We start from the raw sequence: 22,181 nt of genomic DNA, 5'->3' as shown, positions 1-22,181 counted from the left end.
AGCTTTTTCTTATTTTTCTATCCATCCGCCATCGATCGGTACGACAGCCCCATGAATATAATCGGAACTATCAGAGGCTAAAAACAAAGCTAATGAAGCAACTTCTTCTGGTTGTGCCCATCTTAAAGCCGGAGTTTGCGCCGCGACTTCTTTCGCCATTTGACCATCGCCCGCAAAATCAGCCTGATTCATTGGGGTGTTGATAGCACCTGGGGCAATGCAATTAGCGCGGATACCTTGAGCAGCATAATCATAATCGAGTTGTTTAGTATAACCGATGATAGCATGTTTAGCGGCTGTATATGCTGCTCCTCCGCCTCCGGCTACCAAACCAGCGATCGAAGCCATGTTGACGAAAACACCATGTTTTTGCTCTAACATATAAGGCAAACAATTGTTAGTAAGCAAAAACATACTCTTCAGATCCGTTGCCATTACGTTATCCCATTCTTCTTCACTTGTTTCTAAAGAAGGCTGGTATGCATCCAAGATCCCGGCGGTGTTTAACACAATGTCGATTCGTTTTGAATCTTTGATCACTAGCTCAGTCAACGTGGCTAATGCTGTTTTTTCCCGCACATCACACTGTACGAAAGAAAAAAGTGCCTCGTATTTTGTCTCGAGCAATTTGACCTGCTCAGCTTCCTGAATATCGACACCCCATACGCGTGCGCCTTCAGCTAGAAAAAGTTTAGCCTCGGCCAAGCCAATACCAGAAGCAACACCAGTTATGATGACTACCTTTCCTCTGAATGAACAATTTTCTGCCATTATTCGACCAGTTTCCAGTCATCTGCCAAAATGTCACACGAATTTGGCATAAATTGTGATAACGCTGGTTCTTCTTTAGTCCTGATCAAAAAATAAGGGTTGATCGTTTCACCATTTCTGGTGTCGTCGCTAACAACAAAGATATACTCTTCGCTGCCGTCCCATCCTTGACGAACAGCTTTTTTACCTGCTTTTAACTCAGGCAAAACTTTTTCAAATGTCATGCTGAACTCTCCTCATATTTCATAAAATAATTTTTACTTTCTACTTAGTTAAGCCATAGTGCCTTGAGATCCAATATATCACAACCGCTCCTAAAGCTGTCGCAATAAATTCGCCGATCCCGACCGTTAAAAATGTCCACCAAAATGGTGCCTGACTCATAATGTGCAATTCTAACGCCACACTCCACGACATTAGCGTGCAAATTACCACACTGATCGTCAATTTTAGCGGTACTGAAGTCGTATACCGGCTCAAAAACCAGCTAATAGAAGTCATAACCAAGGTCCCTAAAGTGCCAAATACGACATCGACTACTCCCATCGAAGACCACAGGTTTGCAATTAAACAGCCTAATGTCACTGCCCAAATGTAACGCTTGTTGAAAACTGTCAGATTATTTAACATTTCCGACAAGCGAAGTTGGATCGGACCATATGCCAAAGGGATCAATGCTACTGTAAGTACAACATAAAGAGCTGCTATCAAAGCTGTTTTAGTCATTTCAGAAACAGCTTGATTTGATTTTTCCATCACGAAAAACCTCCTAGTTTTTTTCGGTGGGATGTTTACGAACCACCATTTAATTATCATGGAAATATCCACTAATATTAAGTATAAATGAATTTTCCAACCATGCAATGCTCCTTTAAAATTTTTATTTTTCATCTTTAAATAGTAATTTCAGGCTATTTTCCTTGATTATATGATATCCTGTGAGTTATTGTAAATAGTAATCGTTTCACTTATGCCAGCAAACATGCTTGACATCAGCGTTTATAACCTGTACGATTGTTCGAAGTGATTACAATTAGAGCAACATATTTTAGCAGTTTTCTGAAATCAGCAAACTGTTCGAAGCAAGTTCCGTACACCTGCTTGTACGCTGCTTGCTCAATAATAACCTTAAGGAAAGTAATGATCTCATGGAAAATATTATAACTGTTTCACATCTAGACCTCAGGATCCCTGATAGGCTTCTTTTCTCTGACCTGAACTTCTCATTTCCTAAAAATAAATTAACCTGTATTACCGGCGAAAACGGGGTTGGAAAAACCACGCTGATCAAGCACATCCTAGAAGATCTCAGACGTCATCAAAATCAGCATGTGCAAGCAACGATTTCTCGCAACAAGATCCAATATGTACCGCAATTACGTAATATTGACGATGACTATCCGTTAAATATCCGCGATTTTGTATCTTTTGGCCTTAAAAAGAGATTGTTGCCGTGGAATTCAAAAAAAAAGAAGGCCAAGGTTGAACATATCTTAGCCGAAACTAAATTGACTAAAATAGCTGATCAGCCGCTAGGTCATGCTTCCGGCGGTGAAAAACAACGCGCTTATTTAGCACAAGCCTTGTGTTCTGATCCCGAATTACTAATCTTAGATGAGGCCACTGCCAGCTTAGATACTGAATCTAAGAACTTCTTATTGCACATGTTAAAGTCTATCATGCGTGATAAGAATTTAACTGTTCTCTTCATCACACATGATCCTGAACTGATAGAAAAATATGGCGACTATGAACTGAAGCTGCAAAACCACACTGCTAATTTAAGTCAAAAGGAGGCTGCTAATTAATGCTGGAATATAATTTTATGCGCTACGCGTTTATTGCCGGCGTTTTTATCGCGTTGATCTGTGCTTTTATGGGAGTTTTTGTCGTTGCACGGCAAACCTCTTTTTTTACCCACACCTTATCTGAGATCGGTTTTTCTGGAGCTTCTTTTGGCGTATTTGCTGGTATCCCACCACTATTTGGAATGTTACTGTTCACTTGTGCCAGTGGTTTATTTATTGGTTTATCTGGTGAAAAGGTGGGCCGCCGTGAAGCTTCGATCAGTGTTTTTTCAGGACTCTTTTTAGGTTTAGGTATCTTATTTTTATCGCTTTCGCAAAAACAGTCAAATTACGCTACTAGCATCTTGTTTGGCAGCATTGTTGGGATCGATAGATCTAACTTGATCACTTTAGTCGTTTTAAGTATCGTCTTACTGATCGTGGTAGCCTTGTTATTCCGCCCGCTTGCTTATAATTCATTTGACGCTCAAGGGGCAGAATTTAATCAGCGTTATAACCAATCGATCTCGATCATTTTCTTGATCTTATTGGCATTAACGATCAGTATCACAGCCCAGATCGTAGGTTCATTGTTAATTTTTGTCTTGCTGACCATCCCAGCACAGGCCGCAAAATATTTTGTTCATTCACTTAACAAAATGATTGCTTTGACCTTTGGTTTTGTTTTATTAGGAGTTTGGTTGGGGTTGTATCTTAGCTTCGTCACAAACTGGCCGGTCAGTTTTTTCATTACAGTGATCGAGTCTTTACTTTATGGCGGTGCAATTTTAAAGCAAAAAATCCGGACTGCACACAATTAACTTTGCTCATAGAATTCAAAAGAGTTTTAAATCAACAACCTTTTTAAGCAAGCATAATTCCATATCAAGCACTTACTTTTTGTAAGTACATTTACTAGTATTTTATAATAGCCTGTGCTATATTTAACTGGTTAGGGGTAGGAATTATAACGTCAAGGGTCGATGGAACGGAATGTGAACGTCGACAGAAGGACCTCCGTCATAGGTTCGCGCTATTTTTCCGCATTCACCAAAATTTAATATTCTCGGTGCTTGTCTCCCCCTTAATAAGGATCGCAATAAAAGAATTTATTTTATTATGCGGCCTAATATAACTTAGGGAGATGTTTATTATGACGATGCTATCTTGGAAAAGTCCAAAACTGACCGCACGGACATTATCATTAGCTGCTTTTTTGATCGCGCTAAACGTAATTTTAGGAAAACTGTCTGTTGGTTCAGAATCATTAGTCAAAATCAGTTTTGGTTTCATTGGTACCATGTTGTTAGGGTATTTCTTAGGTCCGTGGCTTGGCGGAGTTGCTAAGATATTATACGACCTAATTGCAAACACCCTGCTGGCAACGAGTTCACAATTTTTCATCGGCTTTACCTTAACGGCCTTTATCTCCGGCGTGATCGCAGGAATGTTTTTACACGATCAGAAGATAACTTGGCAACGTTTAGCTGCATATGAAGTTGTGCAAATGTTAGTTACTAATATTTTCTTCAACACTCTTTGGATCCATGTTTTGTACCACGCTCCGTGGGCAGCGCTGCTCGCCGTCCGGGGACCTAAGAATCTGATCATGTTTCCGATCGAAGTGATTTTAGGTCTAATGATCCTCAGAAGTGTTGCTCGGTTGAATCTCTCTGTAACTGATCAAAGATGACAGATAATAAAAAACGCTGTGTGTTCCTAAACTTTAGGACTACATAGCGTTTTCTTTTTGCCTTATACTAATAATAAATTTGAACGGGAGTGAACATTATGACTAAGATCACAATTTTTCAAGGAGATATTACAGTTCAAAAGGTGGATGCGATCGTTAACGCGGCTAATACCAGTTTACGCGGCGGCGGTGGTGTAGATGGTGCGATCCATCGGGCAGCAGGAGCAAAACTTGACAAGGCTTGTCAGAGATTGGGTGGCTGTTTGACTGGCGAAGCTAAAACAACTGCCGGTTTCAATTTACCAGCTAAATACATTATTCATACCCCGGCCCAATTTGGCGCGGCGGAAACAATAATGAAGAGCAGCTGCTGCAAAATTGCTATCAAAATTGTGTGTTAGAGGCTGAAAAACACCATTGTCACAGTATTGCTTTTCCATCTATCAGTACAGGCGTCTATGGTTTCCCACTAAAAAAAGCTGCTCAAATTGCGTTGCAGACGCTCATTAAAAGTAACTCTTCCCTGTACATTACATTTGTTTGTTTTGATCAGCAGACTTATCGAGTCTACCAAGAAACTCTAGCCGCTCTTTTAAATTAGTGTCCCATTAGCTTAGCAACACGTTCTTGCAAATACGGTATTACCTCAATTTGAAACCATGGGTTATTTTTTAGCCAGCGCCGATTACGCGGTGACGGATGCACTAACGGCAAATACTCTGGAAGATAGTCCTTGTAGTTATGAATTACGTCTGCCAAACGCGCACTTTTCTTTAAATCAAGGTAATACCGACAAGCATAACTACCGACCAACAAGGTCAGCTCAACTTCAGGCATGGTTTCTCTGAGTGGATCATGCCACTTTTCTGCAAATCCTGGCCGCGGAGGGAGATCTCCGCTCTTTCCGGTTCCTGGAAAATAAAAATCCATTGGGATAATACCGATCAACCCTGAATCATAAAATTCCTCACGAGAAACACCCATCCATTCACGTAAAAGATCTCCACTGCGGTCATTCCAAGTCAACCGCGTTCTTTCGGCGACTCTTCCTGGGGCTTGCCCGACAACGAGGATCTTAGCTCGTGGATCTGCGAGAAACAAGGGCCTGACCCCTCGTTTACTGTATTCTCTGTTTTGTGGATCAGTTTCAATTTCATTAGTTATTTTTTCAATTTTATTCATTTCATGATGCCCTTCCTTTGATCAGTCGGTGTCTAAACATATTATAGAAAAGTTTTCTTTAATAAACAAAAAGAAACAGCCAGTAATTAATTACTGACCGCTTCTTTGTCCAATATCGACTATTGGAGCCCCTGCCAAGAATTTTATTATACCATTTTAGCTTTAGAAATCTGTAACACAAAGTTTTATTTTATCGATAATAATTATTGTTTTCATAGTTTCTATAAATAATTTCTCTAAAATTTCTAGTCAAAAATACAGTAATGAAAATGTAAACTTCTGAAATTGTTTTGTAATGTTAATATTAATAAAATTTTGGTGCGTAAATAATTATGAATATCAGCAAGTACTTATATGTCCTTTTCAATAATTTAACCTCTTTAAAAATGCGTAATCTTTTTGTAACAAAAGAACAAAAAATTACTTTCAAGATACTAAAAGCATACTATTTATACCTAAAATTCCAAAGTTGTACTGAAAACCACAAATTTAAATTAATCTATAAACCACCAACACATCAACCTTCGCACAATTTTGTTGCAGGACTATACCATTTTGTAAACTCATTTGAATTGGACTGCAATAATTAGGCGTTATAATGTAGTCATTCAGTTATAGAAAACAAACAAACACTAAATGATAAATTAAGTAGGAGTGAAGATATTTGAATAATTCAACAAAATCATTGTTGGTCGGCACAATTGGTGCAGCTAGCTTATTCTTAGCTGGTAATGCTGGTGTTTCAGCTGACACAACTCATAAAGTAGCTAATCATGATACAGTATGGGGACTTTCACAAAAATATGGTGTTTCCATTCAGTCTATTGAACAATTAAACCACATTAGTTCAAATTCACACTTGATCTATCCTGGACAAAATGTTCAAATTCCTGACAAGGATGCTAAAACAACACCAGTCAAAGCAACTACACCAAAGCAAACAGCCAATACTTCTACATATTCTGTAAAAGCCGGCGACTCACTTTGGACAATTGCCCAAGCTCACAAGACAACTGTTGCTAAATTAATGTCTCTGAATAATTTGAACTCTTCAGTTCTTCAGCCGGGGCAAACTTTGAAGGTCGTTGGTACTGTTGCTGCTCAGCCAGCTGTTCAACCTAAAGTACAGGTAAAAACTCAACAACCTAAGGTACAACCTGCTCAACAACAAGAGCAACCACAAATTTCAGCTAACCATGTTAATCATTCAGTTGTTTCAGGTGAATCACTATATACAATTGCTAACAAGTATGGTGTTTCCGTTGATTCTATCCGTCAGGCAAATGCACTGAAAAGTGCTGCTGTGACAATTGGTCAATCATTGGTCATCAATAACCCTACTAAGGATCCTAACGCTACTTCGGCTACACAGGTTTCTGCTCAAAACAATAATGATGGTCAACAGTCACAGACTCAATCTAATTCAGCACAACCTGTTTCTGCTCAAAATAATAATAGTAATGGCTCTGCCAGTGCTTCTAGTCGTTCCTATCAAGCGCCAAAAGCACAGGCTCAAAATACCTCAACACAAACACCAGCTTCCCAGTCTCAAGCTAGAAAGTCTGTTAATAGTGCAGGTAACACATATGCAATGGGACAATGCACATGGTATGTTAAGAGTGTAGCTAGCTGGGCTGGTAATAACTGGGGTAACGGTCAAGAGTGGGCTAACTCCGCAAGACAAGCCGGCTTTCGTGTAGATAACACTCCATCTGCAGGCTCTATTGCCGTTTACGCTGGTGGAGCTAATGTTGGTGGTTGGATTGCTGCACCTGGATATGGTCATGTTGCTTATGTTGAAAGTGTTAACGGTAGCTCTGTTACGATTTCACAAGGCGGGGAAGGATTCTCTAACCCAACCGGACCTAACGAACAAACGCTTTCTGCAGGTTCTGCTACAGCCTACATTCATCCATAAAGTTTATTATAGCGGATAATACGAATTATTCTTGAATGAAAAAGTCATCCGGATTGGATGGCTTTTTATTTTATAAAAAATAAGGTATAATTTAGGTGTGTGTCGGAAGCAATATATAAATTAAAAATTATAAACTGTTTTCTTGCGCTCATACGTTAATGCGTTAAAATATAATCATTCAGTTGTAAGAACAAATTAGACAAAAAAGATAGGGAGTGACGATACTTGGAACAAAAATCACAAAAATTGCTACTTGGTACTGTAGGACTTGCAGGTTTATTTCTAGCTGGCGGTAATACTATATCAGCCAATACTACACATAAGGTAGCTCAAAATGATACTGTTTGGGGCCTTTCACAGAAATACGGAGTTTCAATCAAATCGATCGAAGAGTTGAATCACGTTGATTCAAGCTCACATTTGATTTTTACTAGCCATACTATCCAAATTCCTGACCAAGCTGCTAAAGCAACAACTACTAAAGCAACTTCACAGGAAAAGACACCAACAGCAACTTCTACATATGAAGTAAAAGCTGGTGACTCGCTTTGGTCAATTGCACAGAGGTATGGCACTTCTGTTGATCACGTACGTTCATTAAATGACCTAGGCTCCAGTGTGATCGCACCAGGACAAACACTTAAAATAGATGGCACTGTAAAGACTGCAGCTCCTGCTCCTAAGCAAGCCAAAACTCAGAAGGTTTCTGCTGAAATACAAAAAGCTACTCCAGTAACACCAGCAAAAGGCAGTACCCCAAGTATGCAACTACAACAGGCTCAAAAACCTGCACAGCAAGCAGAAAAACAATCTGAAAGTGTAGAAAGTGTACAACAGCCTGAACAACAGCGGCAACCACAGGCCACACAGCCTGAAGAAAAAGCAGAGCAACAACAGAGTAAAACACAGGCTGAGCCTCAACAGCAAGTTCCGGCTCAAACAAAAGAAGTAACACCGCAGATTTCAGATAACCATACAACTTATAAAGTACAAAGCGGTGACTCTTTATATACAGTTGCTCAAAAATTCGGGGTTTCCACGGATTCCATTCGAAAAGCTAATGCTTTGACATCATCAACTTTGCAAGTTGGACAATCTTTGACGATCAATGATCCAACTAAAGATCCTTCGGCTGTTCAATCTACACCAACTGCAGCACCAGTCAAGACTAGTGTCCAGGCAACTGCTAAAACACAGCCTAGCACCCCGGCTCCACAAAAAGCCGAGCCGCAAAGCAACAGCGGTAATGCCGTTACACCTGTTGTTCCAAGTAATCAACAACACGGTCAAGCTGCCAATTCTGCCGGCAACACCTATTCATGGGGTCAATGTACTTGGTTCGCCAAGAATCGTGCAAGCTGGGCTGGCAACTATTGGGGCAATGGCGGTAACTGGGATTCATCTGCACGTTCACAAGGCTTCGCAGTTGATAATACTCCAGCAGCCGGCTCTTTAGTTGTCTTTCATCCAGGACAATCGGTTGGCGGTCAATGGACAGCTGACGGCTCTGCCGGACATGTCGCTTACGTAGAAAGTGTCAGTGGCAACACGATCAACATTTCTCAGGGCGGTATGGGTTTCCCTGATCCAAGTGGTCCAAACTATCAGACAATTTCTAATGCTAATCAGTACACTTATATTCATCCTTAATGAATAGATTAGCGGCTTAAAAAAAGAAGTGGAAAATTTTCCGTTGAAGTGAACCCTGTAAGTTGGACACTTTAATTTAGGCAACTTTTTCTAAGGCAAGATTTCGGTATTCAATCGGAGTCTTGCCTTTTAGTATGTGCTTAATCCGATCTTGATTGTAATATTCTATCCACTCCTTCATGGCTTTAATCAATTCCTGCTTGGTTTGATAATGCTGCTCATAATACAATTCAACTTTCATGGTGTGAAAGAAACTCTCCATTGGTGCGTTGTCTAAACAGGTTGCCCGGCGTGACATGCTTTGAAAGATATGGTGTTTCTTTAGCGTTTGGCGCCACGTATTCGTTTGATATTGGATTCCTTGGTCACTATGAGCTGTCATGCGGTAGTTAAGTACCGGCCGCTTAGTAATTAGCTTGATTAACGGCTACATCACGAAGTCAGTACTCGGGTGCTCTCCAATATTGTAACTAACAATTTCACCTGAACACGGGGCCTTAATTGGCGCAAAATAAATTCGTTCATCCTGACTCATATTGCCATAACAATACTCACTAACATCAGTTGCCATTTTTTAATATGGACGATCAGTTTGAAAGCATCGATGAAGACGATTTTTGGCCTTCTTACCCTGGGGACCAATAGACGAATCGTATTTCCGAGTCTGACGAGTATACATTTGTGATGACAGTCTGTTCTCTCGCATTAGACAGCTAACTCTTTTGTAGTTAACTTTAATTCCACGACGGTGTAGCTCCGGTTACGGGCCGATAGCCGTAGCCAGGGTTCTGTTGCTTGATGTCCTTAATGATTTGGAGTAGTTCTTGATTATCTTCGGCTTCGCGGCGCTGGGCTTGATAATAAAATGTGCTCCGATTAATGGTGATGTATGGCAAAATCTCCGTTAAGCTAAATCCGAATTCCTGCCTTAGTTTTTGGATGATTTGATATTCTTCTTTAACTGTCCGCGACGTTGAACTAAGGCCGCGAGTTTTTTTAGTATTCGTTCTCCACTTTCAAAGCCCGATTCTCAGCCTTTAAGCGTTCTAACTCTGATAGTTGCTTACTAGCTTGGCGCTTATGGTTAGTAGTCAGGTGTTTTGCCCGTCCTCTTCTGATAAACAAGACTTCGGCACCATATTGATTGAGCTTTCTTTGCCAGTTGGCGATTTGCCCGGTTTACTAATATCAAATTGGAGTGCTGTTTGTGAGTACGAGGCCTTGTGTTGTTCTTTCCAGTTTAAGACTTTTAGCTTGAAATCACCAGTATAATCATATTTTGGTAAACGAATTTCTAGACCTTGAACACCATATTTTCGATAACGAGCGACCCACATCAGGACAGAATCACATTTCTTAATACCCAACTGACAAGCAACGGTCGTTGAACCAATTCCAGACAAATACATCTGAACTGCTTTCAGCTTAACTTCTAAACTAAACTTAGTCATACTAAAACCCCCATAGTTGGAATTCTTTGTCCAACTATGGGGGTTCTTTTTACTCTTTTTTCTACGCTTCAACGATCACAAAACCATTGTGTCCGATTCGATTCTGTTCTTCCAATAAATTCTGACTAAGGATCAACCTTGACTTAGGTGGGAAAACAAATTTGATACTCCCATAGCCAACATTAAACAAAGCAAAGATCCGTTTGCCATTTGATGATCGAGTAAAGCTCAAATAATCATTTTTGTTGCTGAACTGTACCCAGTTAAAACTGCCCTCATTTAAAATCAGATTGTTTTCGCTGCGAAACTCACCTAATAGCTTAATAAAACGGTACATCGTCTGATCTTGTTCACTTGCTTTCCATGGCATGCACTCACGATTAGCCGGTACCTTTCTGCCCTTTAACCCAAATTCCGTGCCGTAATACAGGCTTGGCGACATTGGAAGTAAATAAATAAAAGCTAGCAGCAGCCGGGCAAGCTGTCCATCCTCCTCACATAATGATATTAAACGTGCTGAGTAAGGCCCATCTAATTGGAGCAGCAAAGATTTTTGGCTAGCCGCTTTATATTTCATCATGTCATCATTTAATGCCGTGATCATTTCAGCAACATTTATTTTTTTCTGAATAAAGTAATCCTTTAAGATATGGACCATATCTTGATCCACGGCTGCATTTAAAATCGAGTTATTGATCAAAGCGGGAGTTTGACTGTTAGTTTCACTCATTAAACAGAACCCCGGCTTAATTTTTTGAACAAACTGCATTAATGCATTTAAAAAACTCTGATCCATTTCCTGAGGATCCATAATTTTAAAACCGTCAATATCAAAGGTGGTGATCCAATATTTGATCAAATCGAACAAATAGTGGCGCACTTCCGCATTATGTAAATTTAATTTAGGCTGATGCGGATCATTACCCTTGACCCGATAGGAAATATCAGTTGAAAAATTAGGGTCATCTGTCGGTGTATACTCTATAGGCAGAGAATCTATGATAAACCACTTGAAAAAATCTGAATTTTCACCCTTTTGTTTAACATCTTGCCATTGCAATGAGAAATCCATCAAATGGTCCAGCACCATTTCTAATATAACATGCATCCCACGTTGATGTGTTTCTTCAATTAATCCCTTAAAATCTTCTTTCCTACCGAAGTATGGATCAACGTTATAAGGATCCACCACATCATATTTATGGTTAGAAAATGCTGCGAAAATCGGGCTTAAGATCAATCCATTGACACCTAGAGCACTAAAATGATCCAAATGATCTTTGATCCCTTGCAAATCACCGCCAAAGAAATTTGTGCTTGAAGGTTCTTTTGTTCTCCACTCCACTACATCTTCCGGGTCAGAATGTGGGTCCCCGTTAGCAAACCTGTCTATTAAGATGTGATACCATAAAGTATTCTGAATCCAAGCCGGCTGTTTAAAAGCTTCATTGGGATATGAATATGGAACTATAAAAGGAGCTGTGTGTGTTAAACTATCGGCCGTATAAAGTTCTATTTTATGTGAATCATACAGATACTCTTCCCCACTGCTTGCAATCAAATGAAAAGCATATTTTAACCTGCGCGTCTTAGGTAATTGTACAGTGACACCCCAAAAGTCAATTGAACTACTCCTTAAAATAAGTTTCATTTTTGCAACTGTCGGGTGCCACTCATCTTTTGAGCCAGGACCATCATACATATCACCATATAATAATTCTGCTTTTGCCACATCCTCGTGCTTGCTTCTAAAACGAAGTGTAATAGCATTCACTCCTGTTTCAAAAACCATTGCGCCTTGTGCATCATGAAAAATTGCAGCTTTCTCCATTTTGATCATCCTTAATTTTTTATTCTTTTAGTTACTACATTAGGCATTTTACAGTTTTTTAGCAAGTTAATTTCCATTTTCTACATAAATTTTAAAATCCTTGCTAAAAGAAATTTACTCCAAAAAACTCAACTAGTCGGACAAGCATTCACCACCCACTAGTTGAGTTTTCTAATTAGTTCAGCTATCATGCTTCAAAATAAGCATCAGTGTTTGTCTCTGTGCTTGGTTCTTTCCTGAATTGGTCACCTGCTAGGGAACGATAATAAGCCATATATGTTGTGTTTTTATATGGGATCAACCAAATCTCTCCGATTCCAAGTGTTAATATAGCCAAAATATCCCAACCAAGAAAACTGAGCTGCAAAACAAAGTATTCAAACTTATGTCCCCTCATCAGCTGCCGACTCTTTGTCACATAATCCAAATAATTTAAGTCATCACCACCGCCGTTATCCGCAATATCTTTATAAATATAGTAAGTCTGTGAATATGCATACGTCTTAACGATTCCAGGAATAATGAAGACTAGATACCAGAAGAATTCAAACAATGTTTGGACGATCCACAAAACCACGACTGCCAAAAAATCTCTCTTAGTAAAGACACTAAAAATTCCGCGTACAACACTGAAATCCGACTTTTTAGTGCGTAACCAGTCTAATAAGGTATAGTTTACTCCGACCGTTAAAAGCGTCTGGATCAAAGAAGAAAAGATATTGGAAAAGAAATCGTTCCTGTCTCCATTACTGCCAGTTTCCCGCGCAAAATCATTAACAAAGCTGCCATTTGGGCTTTGTGAAATGGTCACAAAAATTGCTGCAACGATCCCCACCACCACAAACAAGCCGAGTAAAAGCGGCAATATCTGCAAAATATTCAAGCCTATTGCCTTACCCCAATGTCCCTTCAAAAGATTCTTTGCTTCTTGCTTAAGTTCTGCTCTTGTTTGCATGAATCGATCCTCCATTACCTTTTTAACTATTATATGTTTTATTCTAACTTAATTTAAACAAGATGACTAACATTACACCATCAAATTGTATTTTTAGTAATTTAGAAATAAAAAAAGCCACCCTTATCAAAAGGATGACTCAAAATATGCGCGGCAGCTACCTACCCTCACAGGGGGCGATCCCCCAACTACTCTTGGCGTGACGAAGCTTAACTGCTGTGTTCGGCATGGGAACAGGTGTAGCCTTCGTGCTATCGCCACCGCACTTCTGTTTTTTCTTTGAGAGATCCGTTCCCTCAAAACTGACTAACATTCATTTCTCGCTGCTTTTATCTCACCGAGCCCACACACGCGACTCGTTGGTTAAGTCCTCGACCGATTAGTAATGGTCCGCTCCATGCCTCACGGCACTTCCACTTCCATCCTATCTACCTGATCATCTCTCAGGGGTCTTACTTCCATTTAGGAATGGGAAATCTGATCTTGAGGTGAGTTTCGCACTTAGATGCTTTCAGCGTTTATCTCAGCCACACTTAGCTACCCAGCGCTGCCTTGGGCAAGACAACTGGTACACCAGCGGTGTGTCCATCCCGGTCCTCTCGTACTAAGGACAGATCCTCGCAAATTTCCTACGCCCGCGACGGATAGGGACCGAACTGTCTCACGACGTTCTGAACCCAGCTCGCGTACCGCTTTAATGGGCGAACAGCCCAACCCTTGGGACCGACTACAGCCCCAGGATGCGATGAGCCGACATCGAGGTGCCAAACCTCCCCGTCGATGTGGACTCTTGGGGGAGATAAGCCTGTTATCCCCAGGGTAGCTTTTATCCGTTGAGCGATGGCCCTTCCATACGGAACCACCGGATCACTAAGCCCGACTTTCGTCCCTGCTCGACTTGTAAGTCTCACAGTCAAGCTCCCTTCTGCCTTTACACTCTGCGAATGATTTCCAACCATTCTGAGGGAACCTTTGGGCGCCTCCGTTACCTTTTGGGAGGCGACCGCCCCAGTCAAACTGCCTACCAGACACTGTCTCCCGCCGGGATCAACCGGCGCGGGTTAGAGTGTTCATACAACGAGGGTAGTATCCCACCACTGCCTCCAACGAGACTAGCGTCCCGTTTTCTACGGCTCCTACCTATCCTGTACAAGTTGCACGAACACCCAATATCAAGCTACAGTAAAGCTCCATGGGGTCTTTCCGTCCTGTCGCGGGTAACCCGCATCTTCACGGGTATTATAATTTCACCGAGTCTCTCGTTGAGACAGTGCCCAGATCGTTACGCCTTTCGTGCGGGTCGGAACTTACCCGACAAGGAATTTCGCTACCTTAGGACCGTTATAGTTACGGCCGCCGTTTACTGGGGCTTCGATTCTGAGCTTCGCTTGCGCTAACTCATCCTCTTAACCTTCCAGCACCGGGCAGGCGTCAGCCCCTATACGTCATCTTACGATTTTGCAGAAACCTGTGTTTTTGATAAACAGTCGCCTGGGCCTATTCACTGCGGCTGGTCTGTCGACCAGCACCCCTTCTCCCGAAGTTACGGGGTCATTTTGCCGAGTTCCTTAACGAGAGTTCACTCGCTCACCTGAGGATACTCTCCTCGACTACCTGTGTCGGTTTGCGGTACGGGTGATCAGATCCTCACTAGAAGCTTTTCTCGGCAGTGTGACATGACTTCCTTCGCTACTTAAATTTCGCTCCCCATCACAGCTCATCTACCACCAAAACAAGCCTTTCACTCGTTTTGCGACTCGCTGCTTGGACGTGCAATTCCAGCTGCACGCTCCGTTAGCCTCCTGCGTCCCTCCATTGCTCAAACAGATCTGATCAGTACAGGAATCTCCACCTGTTGTCCATCGCCTACGCCTTGCGGCCTCGGCTTAGGTCCCGACTAACCCTGGGAGGACGAGCCTTCCCCAGGAAACCTTAGTCATACGGTGGGTCAGATTCTCACTGACCTTGCGCTACTCATACCGGCATTCTCACTTCTAAGCGCTCCACCGGTCCTGACGGTCCGGCTTCTTCGCCCTTAGAACGCTCTCCTACCACCCGACCTGACGGTCGGATCCACAATTTCGGTAATGTGTTTAGCCCCGTTACATTTTCGGCGCAGGATCACTCGACTAGTGAGCTATTACGCACTCTTTGAATGGTGGCTGCTTCTGAGCCAACATCCTAGTTGTCTGTGCGATCCCACATCCTTTTCCACTTAACACATATTTAGGGACCTTAATTGGTGGTCTGGGCTGTTTCCCTTTCGACTACGGATCTTATCACTCGCAGTCTGACTCCCGGAACAAGATCAGTGGCATTCGGAGTTTATCTGAATTCAGTAACCCAAGACGGGCCCCTAGTCCAAACAGTGCTCTACCTCCACGATCCTTAACTTCCGAGGCTAGCCCTAAAGCTATTTCGGAGAGAACCAGCTATCTCCAAGTTCGTTTGGAATTTCACCGCTACCCACACCTCATCCCAGCATTTTTCAACATACACGGGTTCGGTCCTCCGGTGCGTTTTACCGCACTTTCAACCTGGACATGGGTAGGTCACTTGGTTTCGGGTCTACGTCAACGTACTCGTGCGCCCTGTTCAGACTCGCTTTCGCTGCGGCTCCGGTCTTTCCACCTTAACCTGGCACGTTAACGTAACTCGCCGGTTCATTCTACAAAAGGCACGCCATCACCCCTTAACGGGCTCTGACTACTTGTAGGCACATGGTTTCAGGAACTGTTTCACTCCCCTCCCGGGGTGCTTTTCACCTTTCCCTCACGGTACTGGTCCACTATCGGTCACTAGGTAGTATTTAGCCTTGGGAGATGGTCCTCCCGGATTCCGACGGAGTTTCACGTGCTCCGCCGTACTCAGGATCCTGGACTGAGGAAAAACTGTTTCGTCTACGGGGCTGTCACCCTTTCTAGCCGGCCTTCCCAGGCCGTTTGACTACAGTTTTTCTTGGTAACTCAAATGTCCAGTCCTACAACCCCAAGAAGCAAGCTTCTTGGTTTGGGCTGTTCCCCGTTCGCTCGCCGCTACTGAGGGAATCGAAATTTCTTTATTTTCCTGCAGGTACTTAGATGTTTCAGTTCCCTGCGTCTGTCTTCCACCGGCCTATGTATTCAGCCGGCGATAATAACTCGTTACAGTCATTGGGTTGCCCCATTCGGAGATCTCCGGGTCATTGCTTACTTACAGCTTCCCGAAGCATATCGCAGTTAGTCACGTCCTTCATCGACTCCTAGTGCCAAGGCATCCACCATGCGCCCTTCCTAACTTAACCTCTCATTTATCAAAGATAAATGGGTCATGAGTTTGCGTTTAATACTTAATAATTGAATTCTTGTTTGAAACTCTTTCAAACGCGGTGTTCTCGGTTTAATAAAATTATTGATCAAGAAATAAATGTTATTCAGTTTTCAAAGAACGGATCTGAGAGTAGACCTCTCAAAACCAAACAAAGTTTCATGTAACAAATCGTGTGAGTTTCCGTAATTTTCCTTAGAAAGGAGGTGATCCAGCCGCAGGTTCTCCTACGGCTACCTTGTTACGACTTCACCCCAATCATCTGTCCCACCTTAGACGGCTGGCTCCAAAATGGTTACCGCACCGGCTTTGGGTGTTACAAACTCTCATGGTGTGACGGGCGGTGTGTACAAGGCCCGGGAACGTATTCACCGCGGCATGCTGATCCGCGATTACTAGCGATTCCGACTTCACGTAGGCGAGTTGCAGCCTACGATCCGAACTGAGAACGACTTTCAGAGATTAGCTAAACCTCGCGGTCTCGCGACTCGTTGTATCGTCCATTGTAGCACGTGTGTAGCCCAGGTCATAAGGGGCATGATGACTTGACGTCATCCCCACCTTCCTCCGGTTTGTCACCGGCAGTCTCGCCAGAGTGCCCAACTGAATGCTGGCAACTGACAATAAGGGTTGCGCTCGTTGCGGGACTTAACCCAACATCTCACGACACGAGCTGACGACAGCCATGCACCACCTGTCATTTTGTCCCCGAAGGGAATTTCTGATCTCTCAGATGGTCAAAAGATGTCAAGACCTGGTAAGGTTCTTCGCGTTGCTTCGAATTAAACCACATGCTCCACCGCTTGTGCGGGCCCCCGTCAATTCCTTTGAGTTTCAATCTTGCGATCGTACTCCCCAGGCGGAATGCTTAGTGCGTTAGCTGCGGCACCGAAGGGCGGAAACCCTCCAACACCTAGCATTCATCGTTTACAGCGTGGACTACCAGGGTATCTAATCCTGTTCGCTCCCCACGCTTTCGAACCTCAGCGTCAGTTACAGACCAGAGAGCCGCTTTCGCCACTGGTGTTCTTCCATATATCTACGCATTTCACCGCTACACATGGAGTTCCACTCTCCTCTTCTGCACTCAAGTCTTCCAGTTTCCAATGCACTTCTCCGGTTAAGCCGAAGGCTTTCACATCAGACTTAAAAGACCGCCTGCGTTCCCTTTACGCCCAATAAATCCGGACAACGCTTGCCACCTACGTATTACCGCGGCTGCTGGCACGTAGTTAGCCGTGACTTGCTGGTCAGATACCGTCAGCGTCATAGCAGTTACTCTATCACGTGTTCTTCTCTGACAACAGTATTTTACGATCCGAAGACCTTCTTCATACACGCGGCGTTGCTCCATCAGACTTGCGTCCATTGTGGAAGATTCCCTACTGCTGCCTCCCGTAGGAGTTTGGGCCGTGTCTCAGTCCCAATGTGGCCGATCAACCTCTCAGTTCGGCTACGTATCATCACCTTGGTAAGCCGTTACCTTACCAACTAGTTAATACGCCGCGGGCTCATCCAAAAGCGACAGCTGACGCCGTCTTTGCCCGGCCGACCATGCGGTCAGCCGGTTGATGCGGTATTAGCACCTGTTTCCAAGTGTTATCCCCCACTTTTGGGCAGATTGCCCACGTGTTACTCACCCGTTCGCCACTCGCACTTTGACCGCTGAGTGCAAGCACTCATTAGTCAAAGATTGCGTTCGACTTGCATGTATTAGGCACGCCGCCAGCGTTCGTCCTGAGCCAGGATCAAACTCTCATTTTAAAGTTTGTGACTCATAAATTTTACTAGCGAATTGACTTCGCAAATGTTGTTTGCACTTATCGTTAAGATAAGCGACCTCACACATTTGATTTGTCGAAACTTTGTTCAGTTTTCAAAGATCTACTTGTTGATGCCATCACCTGACGACTTCTTTATAATATCAAATTCTTAATTATCTGTCAAGAATACTTTTATTTATTTTATGAAGCTGTTTGGTTAAATTTTTATTCAACCATTCAAGCGACAACGTTCATAGTATATCAACTATAACGAATGATGTCAACAACTTTTTAAAATTAAATTGTCGAAGCATTTCGTACTCAGCAACAACGTATAATAATATACCGCCAAAAAAGCACGCCGTCAACAACTTTTTATATATTTTTCAATAAAACCGTTTTCGCTAAAGTAAAATATAATTTTTCATGCCACATTTCTGGTATTTAAAAGAAAAAGCACTTATTAAATATTTAATTTTTAGTTATAAAAAACTAGGCTACTATAATAAGCAACCTAGTTACAATCTGACCAGCAGATATTAGAGTTTATTTTTTTTTGCAAATATGGCCTTAATTCCCCGTTTAAGCACCTGGAAGAACGTTAGCGAACGAACGATATGTTCTGGTGCAATATATACACGAACAGCTCGCAGCACTTTCTTAGGGTTCTTAGAAGAAAAATTCAAAAGCCCATTTTTCTTAGTTTGAAATCCATAACGCGGAATCCATTTCCCTTTAAAATAAACTGAAGCCACAACAAGTTCAACTTCATCCCATGGGATCTGAACAAAATTATTGGGGTCTCTCTCATCGTAAAATTCAAATGCTTTATTGCCGACCATGATCTGTCCAAAACTGTTCATGCCAATATGAGATGTGCCGCGAATGACCAAGTCTATCTGCGTGTTCATCGATTTGACCCGGTCGTTTTTCCTCTTCTTTTTTTTGCCAAACATAGCTCAATTCCTCCAAAAATACTTGCACTTACTATCGTTTTCTCTGTTATAGCAAAAACGACCCCATTGTGCAATTGCAATGAGATCGTTAAATTGGTACTTTCCTATAAAATTAAAGAAGTCCGATAACGTGACCAACGACACCAATCACAAAAATACCAAGAATGATAACGATTGGAGAAACATTCTTCTTTAGTAACCACATACATAAGAATGTAAGCAGCAAAGGAACAAGGCCAGGGATCAATGAATCCAAGTTGTCTTGCAAGGTCGTAACCTTAACTTTATCTAATGTACGACCTGCAGCTTGTTGTGACAAAGCTTCCTTAATACCAGCATGTCCGCTAGGTAATTTGTCCCATTCAATATAAGCACCCTTTTGTTGTTGGATCTGAGAAACAACAGGTGTGAATTTAATGTTGACCCACCGTTCGATCAAAGCACCGATAACAAACATACCCATCATGGAAGCTCCACGAGTGATCATTTGTAATAAGCCACCGGACAAATCGTCTGTAATAGCGTTACCTGCTTTATAACCAAATTCCTGAGTATACCAAATTGTTGCAAAACGAATAATGTTCCACGCCACGAAGAACAAAATTGGTCCTATAATACTGCCACCCAAGGCAAGAGAAGCACCCAAAGCACCGATCATTGGACGAACAGTGAACCAAAATACAGGATCACCAACACCCGCTAAGGGTCCCATCATACCAACCTTAACACCTTGAATAGCGGCATCATCGATTGGAGCACCGTTAGCACGTTCTTCTTCCAAAGATAGCGTTACACCGATAATTGGTGAGGTTACGTATGGGTGAGTATTAAAGAATTCCAAATGACGTTGATAAGCAGCAACACGGTCCTCTTTCTTTTGATACAATTTATTAAGCGCTGGGATCATTGAATAACACCAGCCACCATTTTGCATACGTTCGTAGTTCCAAGAACCTTGCAAGAACTGTGTCCGCCATGCAACTTTAAAACGATCATGTTTTGATAAAGTAATTTTCTTTTCAGTTACTACTGGTTCAGCCATTGTATTTCCCTCCTTTAATTTTAATAATCATCGAGAATATCGCCCAATGGATCGCCAGTGTTGCTGTTTCCCCCATTGTTGTTGCCGTTGCTTGAGCCACCCTTATCAAGAGCCAAGTACATCAAAGCAAGCGAAATACCTAGAGCACCGATAGCGATCAATGTCAAATCAGAAAGTGCAGCAACTACGAAACCAATGATGAAGAATGGCCAAACTTCACGAGAAGCCATCATATTGATAACCATTGCGTAACCAACGGCAACAACCATTCCACCACCGATCGACATACCATCATTCAACCAAGCTGGCATTGCTTCGAGCATGCCACGAACTGATGATGCTGGAATAACTAACAGCAAAGCCGCTGGAATCGCAATACGTAAACCTTGCAAGCAAATAGATACATATTGCCAAAAATCGATCATCTTTGAGCTACCTTCTTTAGCAGCTTTATCCATCAAATGAACAATTGCAACTGTAATAGTACGAACAATCATTGTTAAAAATAAACCAGCAACAGCCAATGGAATAGCGATAGCTACGGCTGGACCAATCCCCTTAACGCCTTGTCCACCTTGAACCAAAATAATAGATGATGCAACAGCAGCCAAAGCAGCGTCAGGAGCAACAGCGGCCCCAACGTTTGCCCAGCCTAAGGCGATCATTTGTAACGAACCGCCCAACATAATACCTTCAGTCAAATGACCAGTTACCAATCCGATCAACGTACATGCAACCAACGGTTGATGGAATTGCCACTCGTCCAAGATACCTTCCATGCCGGCGAAGAACGCCACGATCACTACTAATACCATAGAAATACCAGACATGAAATACCCTCCTTTTCAATTTTACAAGGCTTACAAGCCTAATTCTGTCCGGGCTTTTTCAACTAATTCGTCAAAGTTTCCTTTTTTATCACCAGGAACTTTACGCAAGTCAAACTTAATGCCCATCTTCTTCAATTCATCAAAAGTCTTGACATCTTCCGGTCCCATCGACAAAACATTATTAACTGCTACTTTGCCAGTGGAGTGCGACATTGAACCAATATTAAGTTCTGAAAGGTCCATGCCGCCCTTGATAGCTTGTAAAGCATCTTCTGGATTTTCAAACAAGATCAACGCCTTGGTGTTACCAAAACGAGGATCCTTGGCAACTTCTTCCATCTTAGCAACTGGAACAACATTAGCTTTAACTCCAGGAGGAGCTGCCTGAACGATCATGCTCTTACGCAGATTGTCTTGTGCAACATTGTCTGAAACAACGATGATACGATTTGGAGCGGTCGATTTCGTCCATGACGTAGCAACCTGTCCATGAAGTAGTCGTGAATCAACCCGAGCTAAGACATATTTGATCTTACCATCACCGATCACTGTACCTTCAGGGATCGCACCACCCTTAGGCTGACCATCGTCAGCTACCGGAGCTTTTGCTTCCTTCGGTTGTAACGATTCTGGTTTGACCTTAACACCATCTTTTGCCGTTTCAATAATATGAGCAGCAATTTCTTGTGCTGAATCCATTGACAAACGAGATGCATATGCCTCAATAACCATCGGCAAGTTCATACCAGCTACAATACCCCAAGTATCTTTGTGTTCCTCGAAGATATTGCTTGCCTGGTTAAATGGTGTACCGCCCCACAGATCGATCAAAAACAAAACTTGTTCAGGATCGTCAAATGTGGCAATAGCCTTTTCCATTCTGGCATGAACATCATCCGGACCTTCACTTGGCTGCAAGGTAACCGTTTGGACATTTTCTTGTTTGCCAAAAATCATTTCAGCAGATTGGAAAATGCCTTCCGCGAAACTACCATGGCTCGCGAGGATAATACCTACCATTTTGTGTACCTCCCACAATAAAATTT

The 22,181-nt window shown here is 42.4% G+C and carries 17 protein-coding genes, 3 rRNA genes, 1 pseudogene and 2 riboswitches; of the genes and pseudogenes, 6 read left to right on the top strand and 15 right to left on the bottom strand.

The window, feature by feature from the left end:
- Positions 1-9 precede the first annotated feature (9 nt).
- Genes BQ5903_RS02455 through BQ5903_RS02445 form a run of 3 tightly spaced genes read right to left on the bottom strand, consistent with a single transcriptional unit; the run spans position 10 to position 1,527 of the window.
- A complete protein-coding gene (locus tag BQ5903_RS02455) occupies positions 10-771 on the bottom strand; it encodes a 3-oxoacyl-ACP reductase (protein ID WP_010497089.1) in 762 nt (253 codons plus the stop codon).
- A complete protein-coding gene (locus BQ5903_RS02450; RefSeq protein ID WP_010497088.1) occupies positions 771-995 on the bottom strand; it encodes a DUF2829 domain-containing protein in 225 nt (74 codons plus the stop codon). Before BQ5903_RS02450 ends, BQ5903_RS02455 begins: the two co-directional genes overlap by 1 nt.
- Positions 996-1,035: 40 nt before the next feature.
- Complete coding sequence (locus BQ5903_RS02445) at positions 1,036-1,527, bottom strand: QueT transporter family protein (protein WP_010497086.1); 492 nt, start codon at positions 1,525-1,527, stop codon at positions 1,036-1,038.
- A gap of 7 nt (positions 1,528-1,534) precedes the next feature.
- Positions 1,535-1,579: riboswitch (PreQ1 riboswitch) on the bottom strand.
- Positions 1,580-1,919: 340 nt separating this feature from the next.
- On the opposite strand from BQ5903_RS02445, the gene BQ5903_RS02440 reads away from it, so the two are divergent.
- The 4 genes and pseudogenes from BQ5903_RS02440 to BQ5903_RS02425 all read left to right on the top strand — a co-directional run bounded on the left by BQ5903_RS02440 (position 1,920) and on the right by BQ5903_RS02425 (position 4,852).
- Positions 1,920-2,579: an ATP-binding cassette domain-containing protein gene (locus BQ5903_RS02440; RefSeq protein ID WP_079578713.1), complete on the top strand. Its 660-nt coding sequence runs from the start codon at positions 1,920-1,922 to the stop codon at positions 2,577-2,579.
- Positions 2,579-3,379 (top strand): metal ABC transporter permease, encoded by an 801-nt coding sequence (locus tag BQ5903_RS02435; RefSeq protein WP_010497082.1) that lies wholly within the window; start codon positions 2,579-2,581, stop codon positions 3,377-3,379. The genes BQ5903_RS02440 and BQ5903_RS02435 overlap by 1 nt, the downstream gene beginning before the upstream one ends.
- Positions 3,380-3,510: 131 nt before the next feature.
- A riboswitch (THF riboswitch) is annotated at positions 3,511-3,613 on the top strand.
- Positions 3,614-3,711: 98 nt separating this feature from the next.
- Positions 3,712-4,251 (top strand): folate family ECF transporter S component, encoded by a 540-nt coding sequence (locus tag BQ5903_RS02430; RefSeq protein WP_010497080.1) that lies wholly within the window; start codon positions 3,712-3,714, stop codon positions 4,249-4,251.
- A gap of 98 nt (positions 4,252-4,349) precedes the next feature.
- A pseudogene (locus tag BQ5903_RS02425) lies at positions 4,350-4,852 on the top strand (O-acetyl-ADP-ribose deacetylase).
- On the opposite strand, the gene BQ5903_RS02420 reads toward BQ5903_RS02425, so the two are convergent.
- Complete coding sequence (locus BQ5903_RS02420; RefSeq protein WP_079578711.1) at positions 4,849-5,433, bottom strand: uracil-DNA glycosylase family protein; 585 nt, start codon at positions 5,431-5,433, stop codon at positions 4,849-4,851. The pseudogene BQ5903_RS02425 and the gene BQ5903_RS02420 overlap by 4 nt on opposite strands.
- A gap of 664 nt (positions 5,434-6,097) precedes the next feature.
- On the opposite strand from BQ5903_RS02420, the gene BQ5903_RS12625 reads away from it, so the two are divergent.
- Positions 6,098-7,351, top strand: a complete 1,254-nt coding sequence (locus BQ5903_RS12625; RefSeq protein ID WP_079578709.1) for a LysM peptidoglycan-binding domain-containing protein — start codon at positions 6,098-6,100, stop codon at positions 7,349-7,351.
- A 225-nt stretch (positions 7,352-7,576) separates the two neighbouring features.
- Positions 7,577-9,001: a LysM peptidoglycan-binding domain-containing protein gene (locus BQ5903_RS02410; RefSeq protein WP_079578707.1), complete on the top strand. Its 1,425-nt coding sequence runs from the start codon at positions 7,577-7,579 to the stop codon at positions 8,999-9,001.
- Between the two features lie 76 nt (positions 9,002-9,077).
- Here the strand turns inward: BQ5903_RS02410 and BQ5903_RS02405 are convergent, their stop codons facing one another.
- The 11 genes from BQ5903_RS02405 to BQ5903_RS02355 all read right to left on the bottom strand — a co-directional run bounded on the left by BQ5903_RS02405 (position 9,078) and on the right by BQ5903_RS02355 (position 22,155).
- Entirely contained in the window at positions 9,078-9,383 is a 306-nt protein-coding gene (locus BQ5903_RS02405; RefSeq protein WP_079578705.1) for an IS3 family transposase, read from the bottom strand.
- Between the two features lie 709 nt (positions 9,384-10,092).
- The gene (locus tag BQ5903_RS02400) at positions 10,093-10,452 is read right to left on the bottom strand and encodes a helix-turn-helix domain-containing protein (protein ID WP_079578703.1); all 360 of its coding nucleotides are present in this window, start codon (positions 10,450-10,452) and stop codon (positions 10,093-10,095) included.
- Between the two features lie 61 nt (positions 10,453-10,513).
- Entirely contained in the window at positions 10,514-12,283 is a 1,770-nt protein-coding gene (locus tag BQ5903_RS02395; protein WP_079578701.1) for an alpha amylase N-terminal ig-like domain-containing protein, read from the bottom strand.
- 187 nt (positions 12,284-12,470) lie between these two features.
- A complete protein-coding gene (locus tag BQ5903_RS02390) occupies positions 12,471-13,238 on the bottom strand; it encodes a DUF975 family protein (RefSeq protein WP_079578699.1) in 768 nt (255 codons plus the stop codon).
- Positions 13,239-13,386: 148 nt separating this feature from the next.
- Positions 13,387-13,503, bottom strand: a 5S ribosomal RNA gene (rrf, locus tag BQ5903_RS02385).
- Between the two features lie 94 nt (positions 13,504-13,597).
- A 23S ribosomal RNA gene (locus BQ5903_RS02380) occupies positions 13,598-16,521 on the bottom strand.
- Between the two features lie 222 nt (positions 16,522-16,743).
- Positions 16,744-18,308, bottom strand: a 16S ribosomal RNA gene (locus BQ5903_RS02375).
- The 16S, 23S and 5S rRNA genes sit together here, the layout of an rRNA operon.
- A 538-nt stretch (positions 18,309-18,846) precedes the next feature.
- Positions 18,847-19,263 carry a DUF956 family protein gene (locus BQ5903_RS02370; protein WP_056972082.1) on the bottom strand — a complete coding sequence of 139 codons (417 nt, stop codon included), beginning with the start codon at positions 19,261-19,263 and terminating at the stop codon, positions 18,847-18,849.
- Positions 19,264-19,375: 112 nt separating this feature from the next.
- Positions 19,376-20,305: a PTS system mannose/fructose/sorbose family transporter subunit IID gene (locus BQ5903_RS02365; RefSeq protein WP_079578697.1), complete on the bottom strand. Its 930-nt coding sequence runs from the start codon at positions 20,303-20,305 to the stop codon at positions 19,376-19,378.
- 20 nt (positions 20,306-20,325) lie between these two features.
- Entirely contained in the window at positions 20,326-21,135 is an 810-nt protein-coding gene (locus BQ5903_RS02360; protein WP_010498894.1) for a PTS mannose/fructose/sorbose transporter subunit IIC, read from the bottom strand.
- A 30-nt stretch (positions 21,136-21,165) separates the two neighbouring features.
- A complete protein-coding gene (locus tag BQ5903_RS02355) occupies positions 21,166-22,155 on the bottom strand; it encodes a PTS sugar transporter subunit IIB (protein ID WP_010498892.1) in 990 nt (329 codons plus the stop codon).
- Positions 22,156-22,181 lie beyond the last annotated feature (26 nt).

Origin of the sequence: Ligilactobacillus acidipiscis (genome assembly GCF_900116935.1) — a bacterium.
GTDB lineage: Bacteria > Bacillota > Bacilli > Lactobacillales > Lactobacillaceae > Ligilactobacillus > Ligilactobacillus acidipiscis.
This window is presented reverse-complemented; position numbering and strand designations above follow the sequence as displayed.

What these genes read in the sequence shown, in the direction of transcription:
- BQ5903_RS02390 (WP_079578699.1), bottom strand. Translation starts at nt 13,238, where the DNA reads ATGCAAACAAGAGCAGAACTTAAGCAAGAAGCAAAGAATCTTTTGAAG.
- BQ5903_RS02360 (WP_010498894.1), bottom strand. Translation starts at nt 21,135, where the DNA reads ATGTCTGGTATTTCTATGGTATTAGTAGTGATCGTGGCGTTCTTCGCC.
- BQ5903_RS02355 (WP_010498892.1), bottom strand. Translation starts at nt 22,155, where the DNA reads ATGGTAGGTATTATCCTCGCGAGCCATGGTAGTTTCGCGGAAGGCATT.
- BQ5903_RS02440 (WP_079578713.1), top strand. Translation starts at nt 1,920, where the DNA reads ATGGAAAATATTATAACTGTTTCACATCTAGACCTCAGGATCCCTGAT.
- BQ5903_RS02420 (WP_079578711.1), bottom strand. Translation starts at nt 5,433, where the DNA reads ATGAATAAAATTGAAAAAATAACTAATGAAATTGAAACTGATCCACAA.
- BQ5903_RS02405 (WP_079578705.1), bottom strand. Translation starts at nt 9,383, where the DNA reads ATGACAGCTCATAGTGACCAAGGAATCCAATATCAAACGAATACGTGG.
- BQ5903_RS02455 (WP_010497089.1), bottom strand. Translation starts at nt 771, where the DNA reads ATGGCAGAAAATTGTTCATTCAGAGGAAAGGTAGTCATCATAACTGGT.
- BQ5903_RS02365 (WP_079578697.1), bottom strand. Translation starts at nt 20,305, where the DNA reads ATGGCTGAACCAGTAGTAACTGAAAAGAAAATTACTTTATCAAAACAT.
- BQ5903_RS02450 (WP_010497088.1), bottom strand. Translation starts at nt 995, where the DNA reads ATGACATTTGAAAAAGTTTTGCCTGAGTTAAAAGCAGGTAAAAAAGCT.
- BQ5903_RS02395 (WP_079578701.1), bottom strand. Translation starts at nt 12,283, where the DNA reads ATGGAGAAAGCTGCAATTTTTCATGATGCACAAGGCGCAATGGTTTTT.
- BQ5903_RS02400 (WP_079578703.1), bottom strand. Translation starts at nt 10,452, where the DNA reads ATGACTAAGTTTAGTTTAGAAGTTAAGCTGAAAGCAGTTCAGATGTAT.
- BQ5903_RS02430 (WP_010497080.1), top strand. Translation starts at nt 3,712, where the DNA reads ATGACGATGCTATCTTGGAAAAGTCCAAAACTGACCGCACGGACATTA.
- BQ5903_RS02370 (WP_056972082.1), bottom strand. Translation starts at nt 19,263, where the DNA reads ATGTTTGGCAAAAAAAAGAAGAGGAAAAACGACCGGGTCAAATCGATG.
- BQ5903_RS02445 (WP_010497086.1), bottom strand. Translation starts at nt 1,527, where the DNA reads ATGGAAAAATCAAATCAAGCTGTTTCTGAAATGACTAAAACAGCTTTG.
- BQ5903_RS02435 (WP_010497082.1), top strand. Translation starts at nt 2,579, where the DNA reads ATGCTGGAATATAATTTTATGCGCTACGCGTTTATTGCCGGCGTTTTT.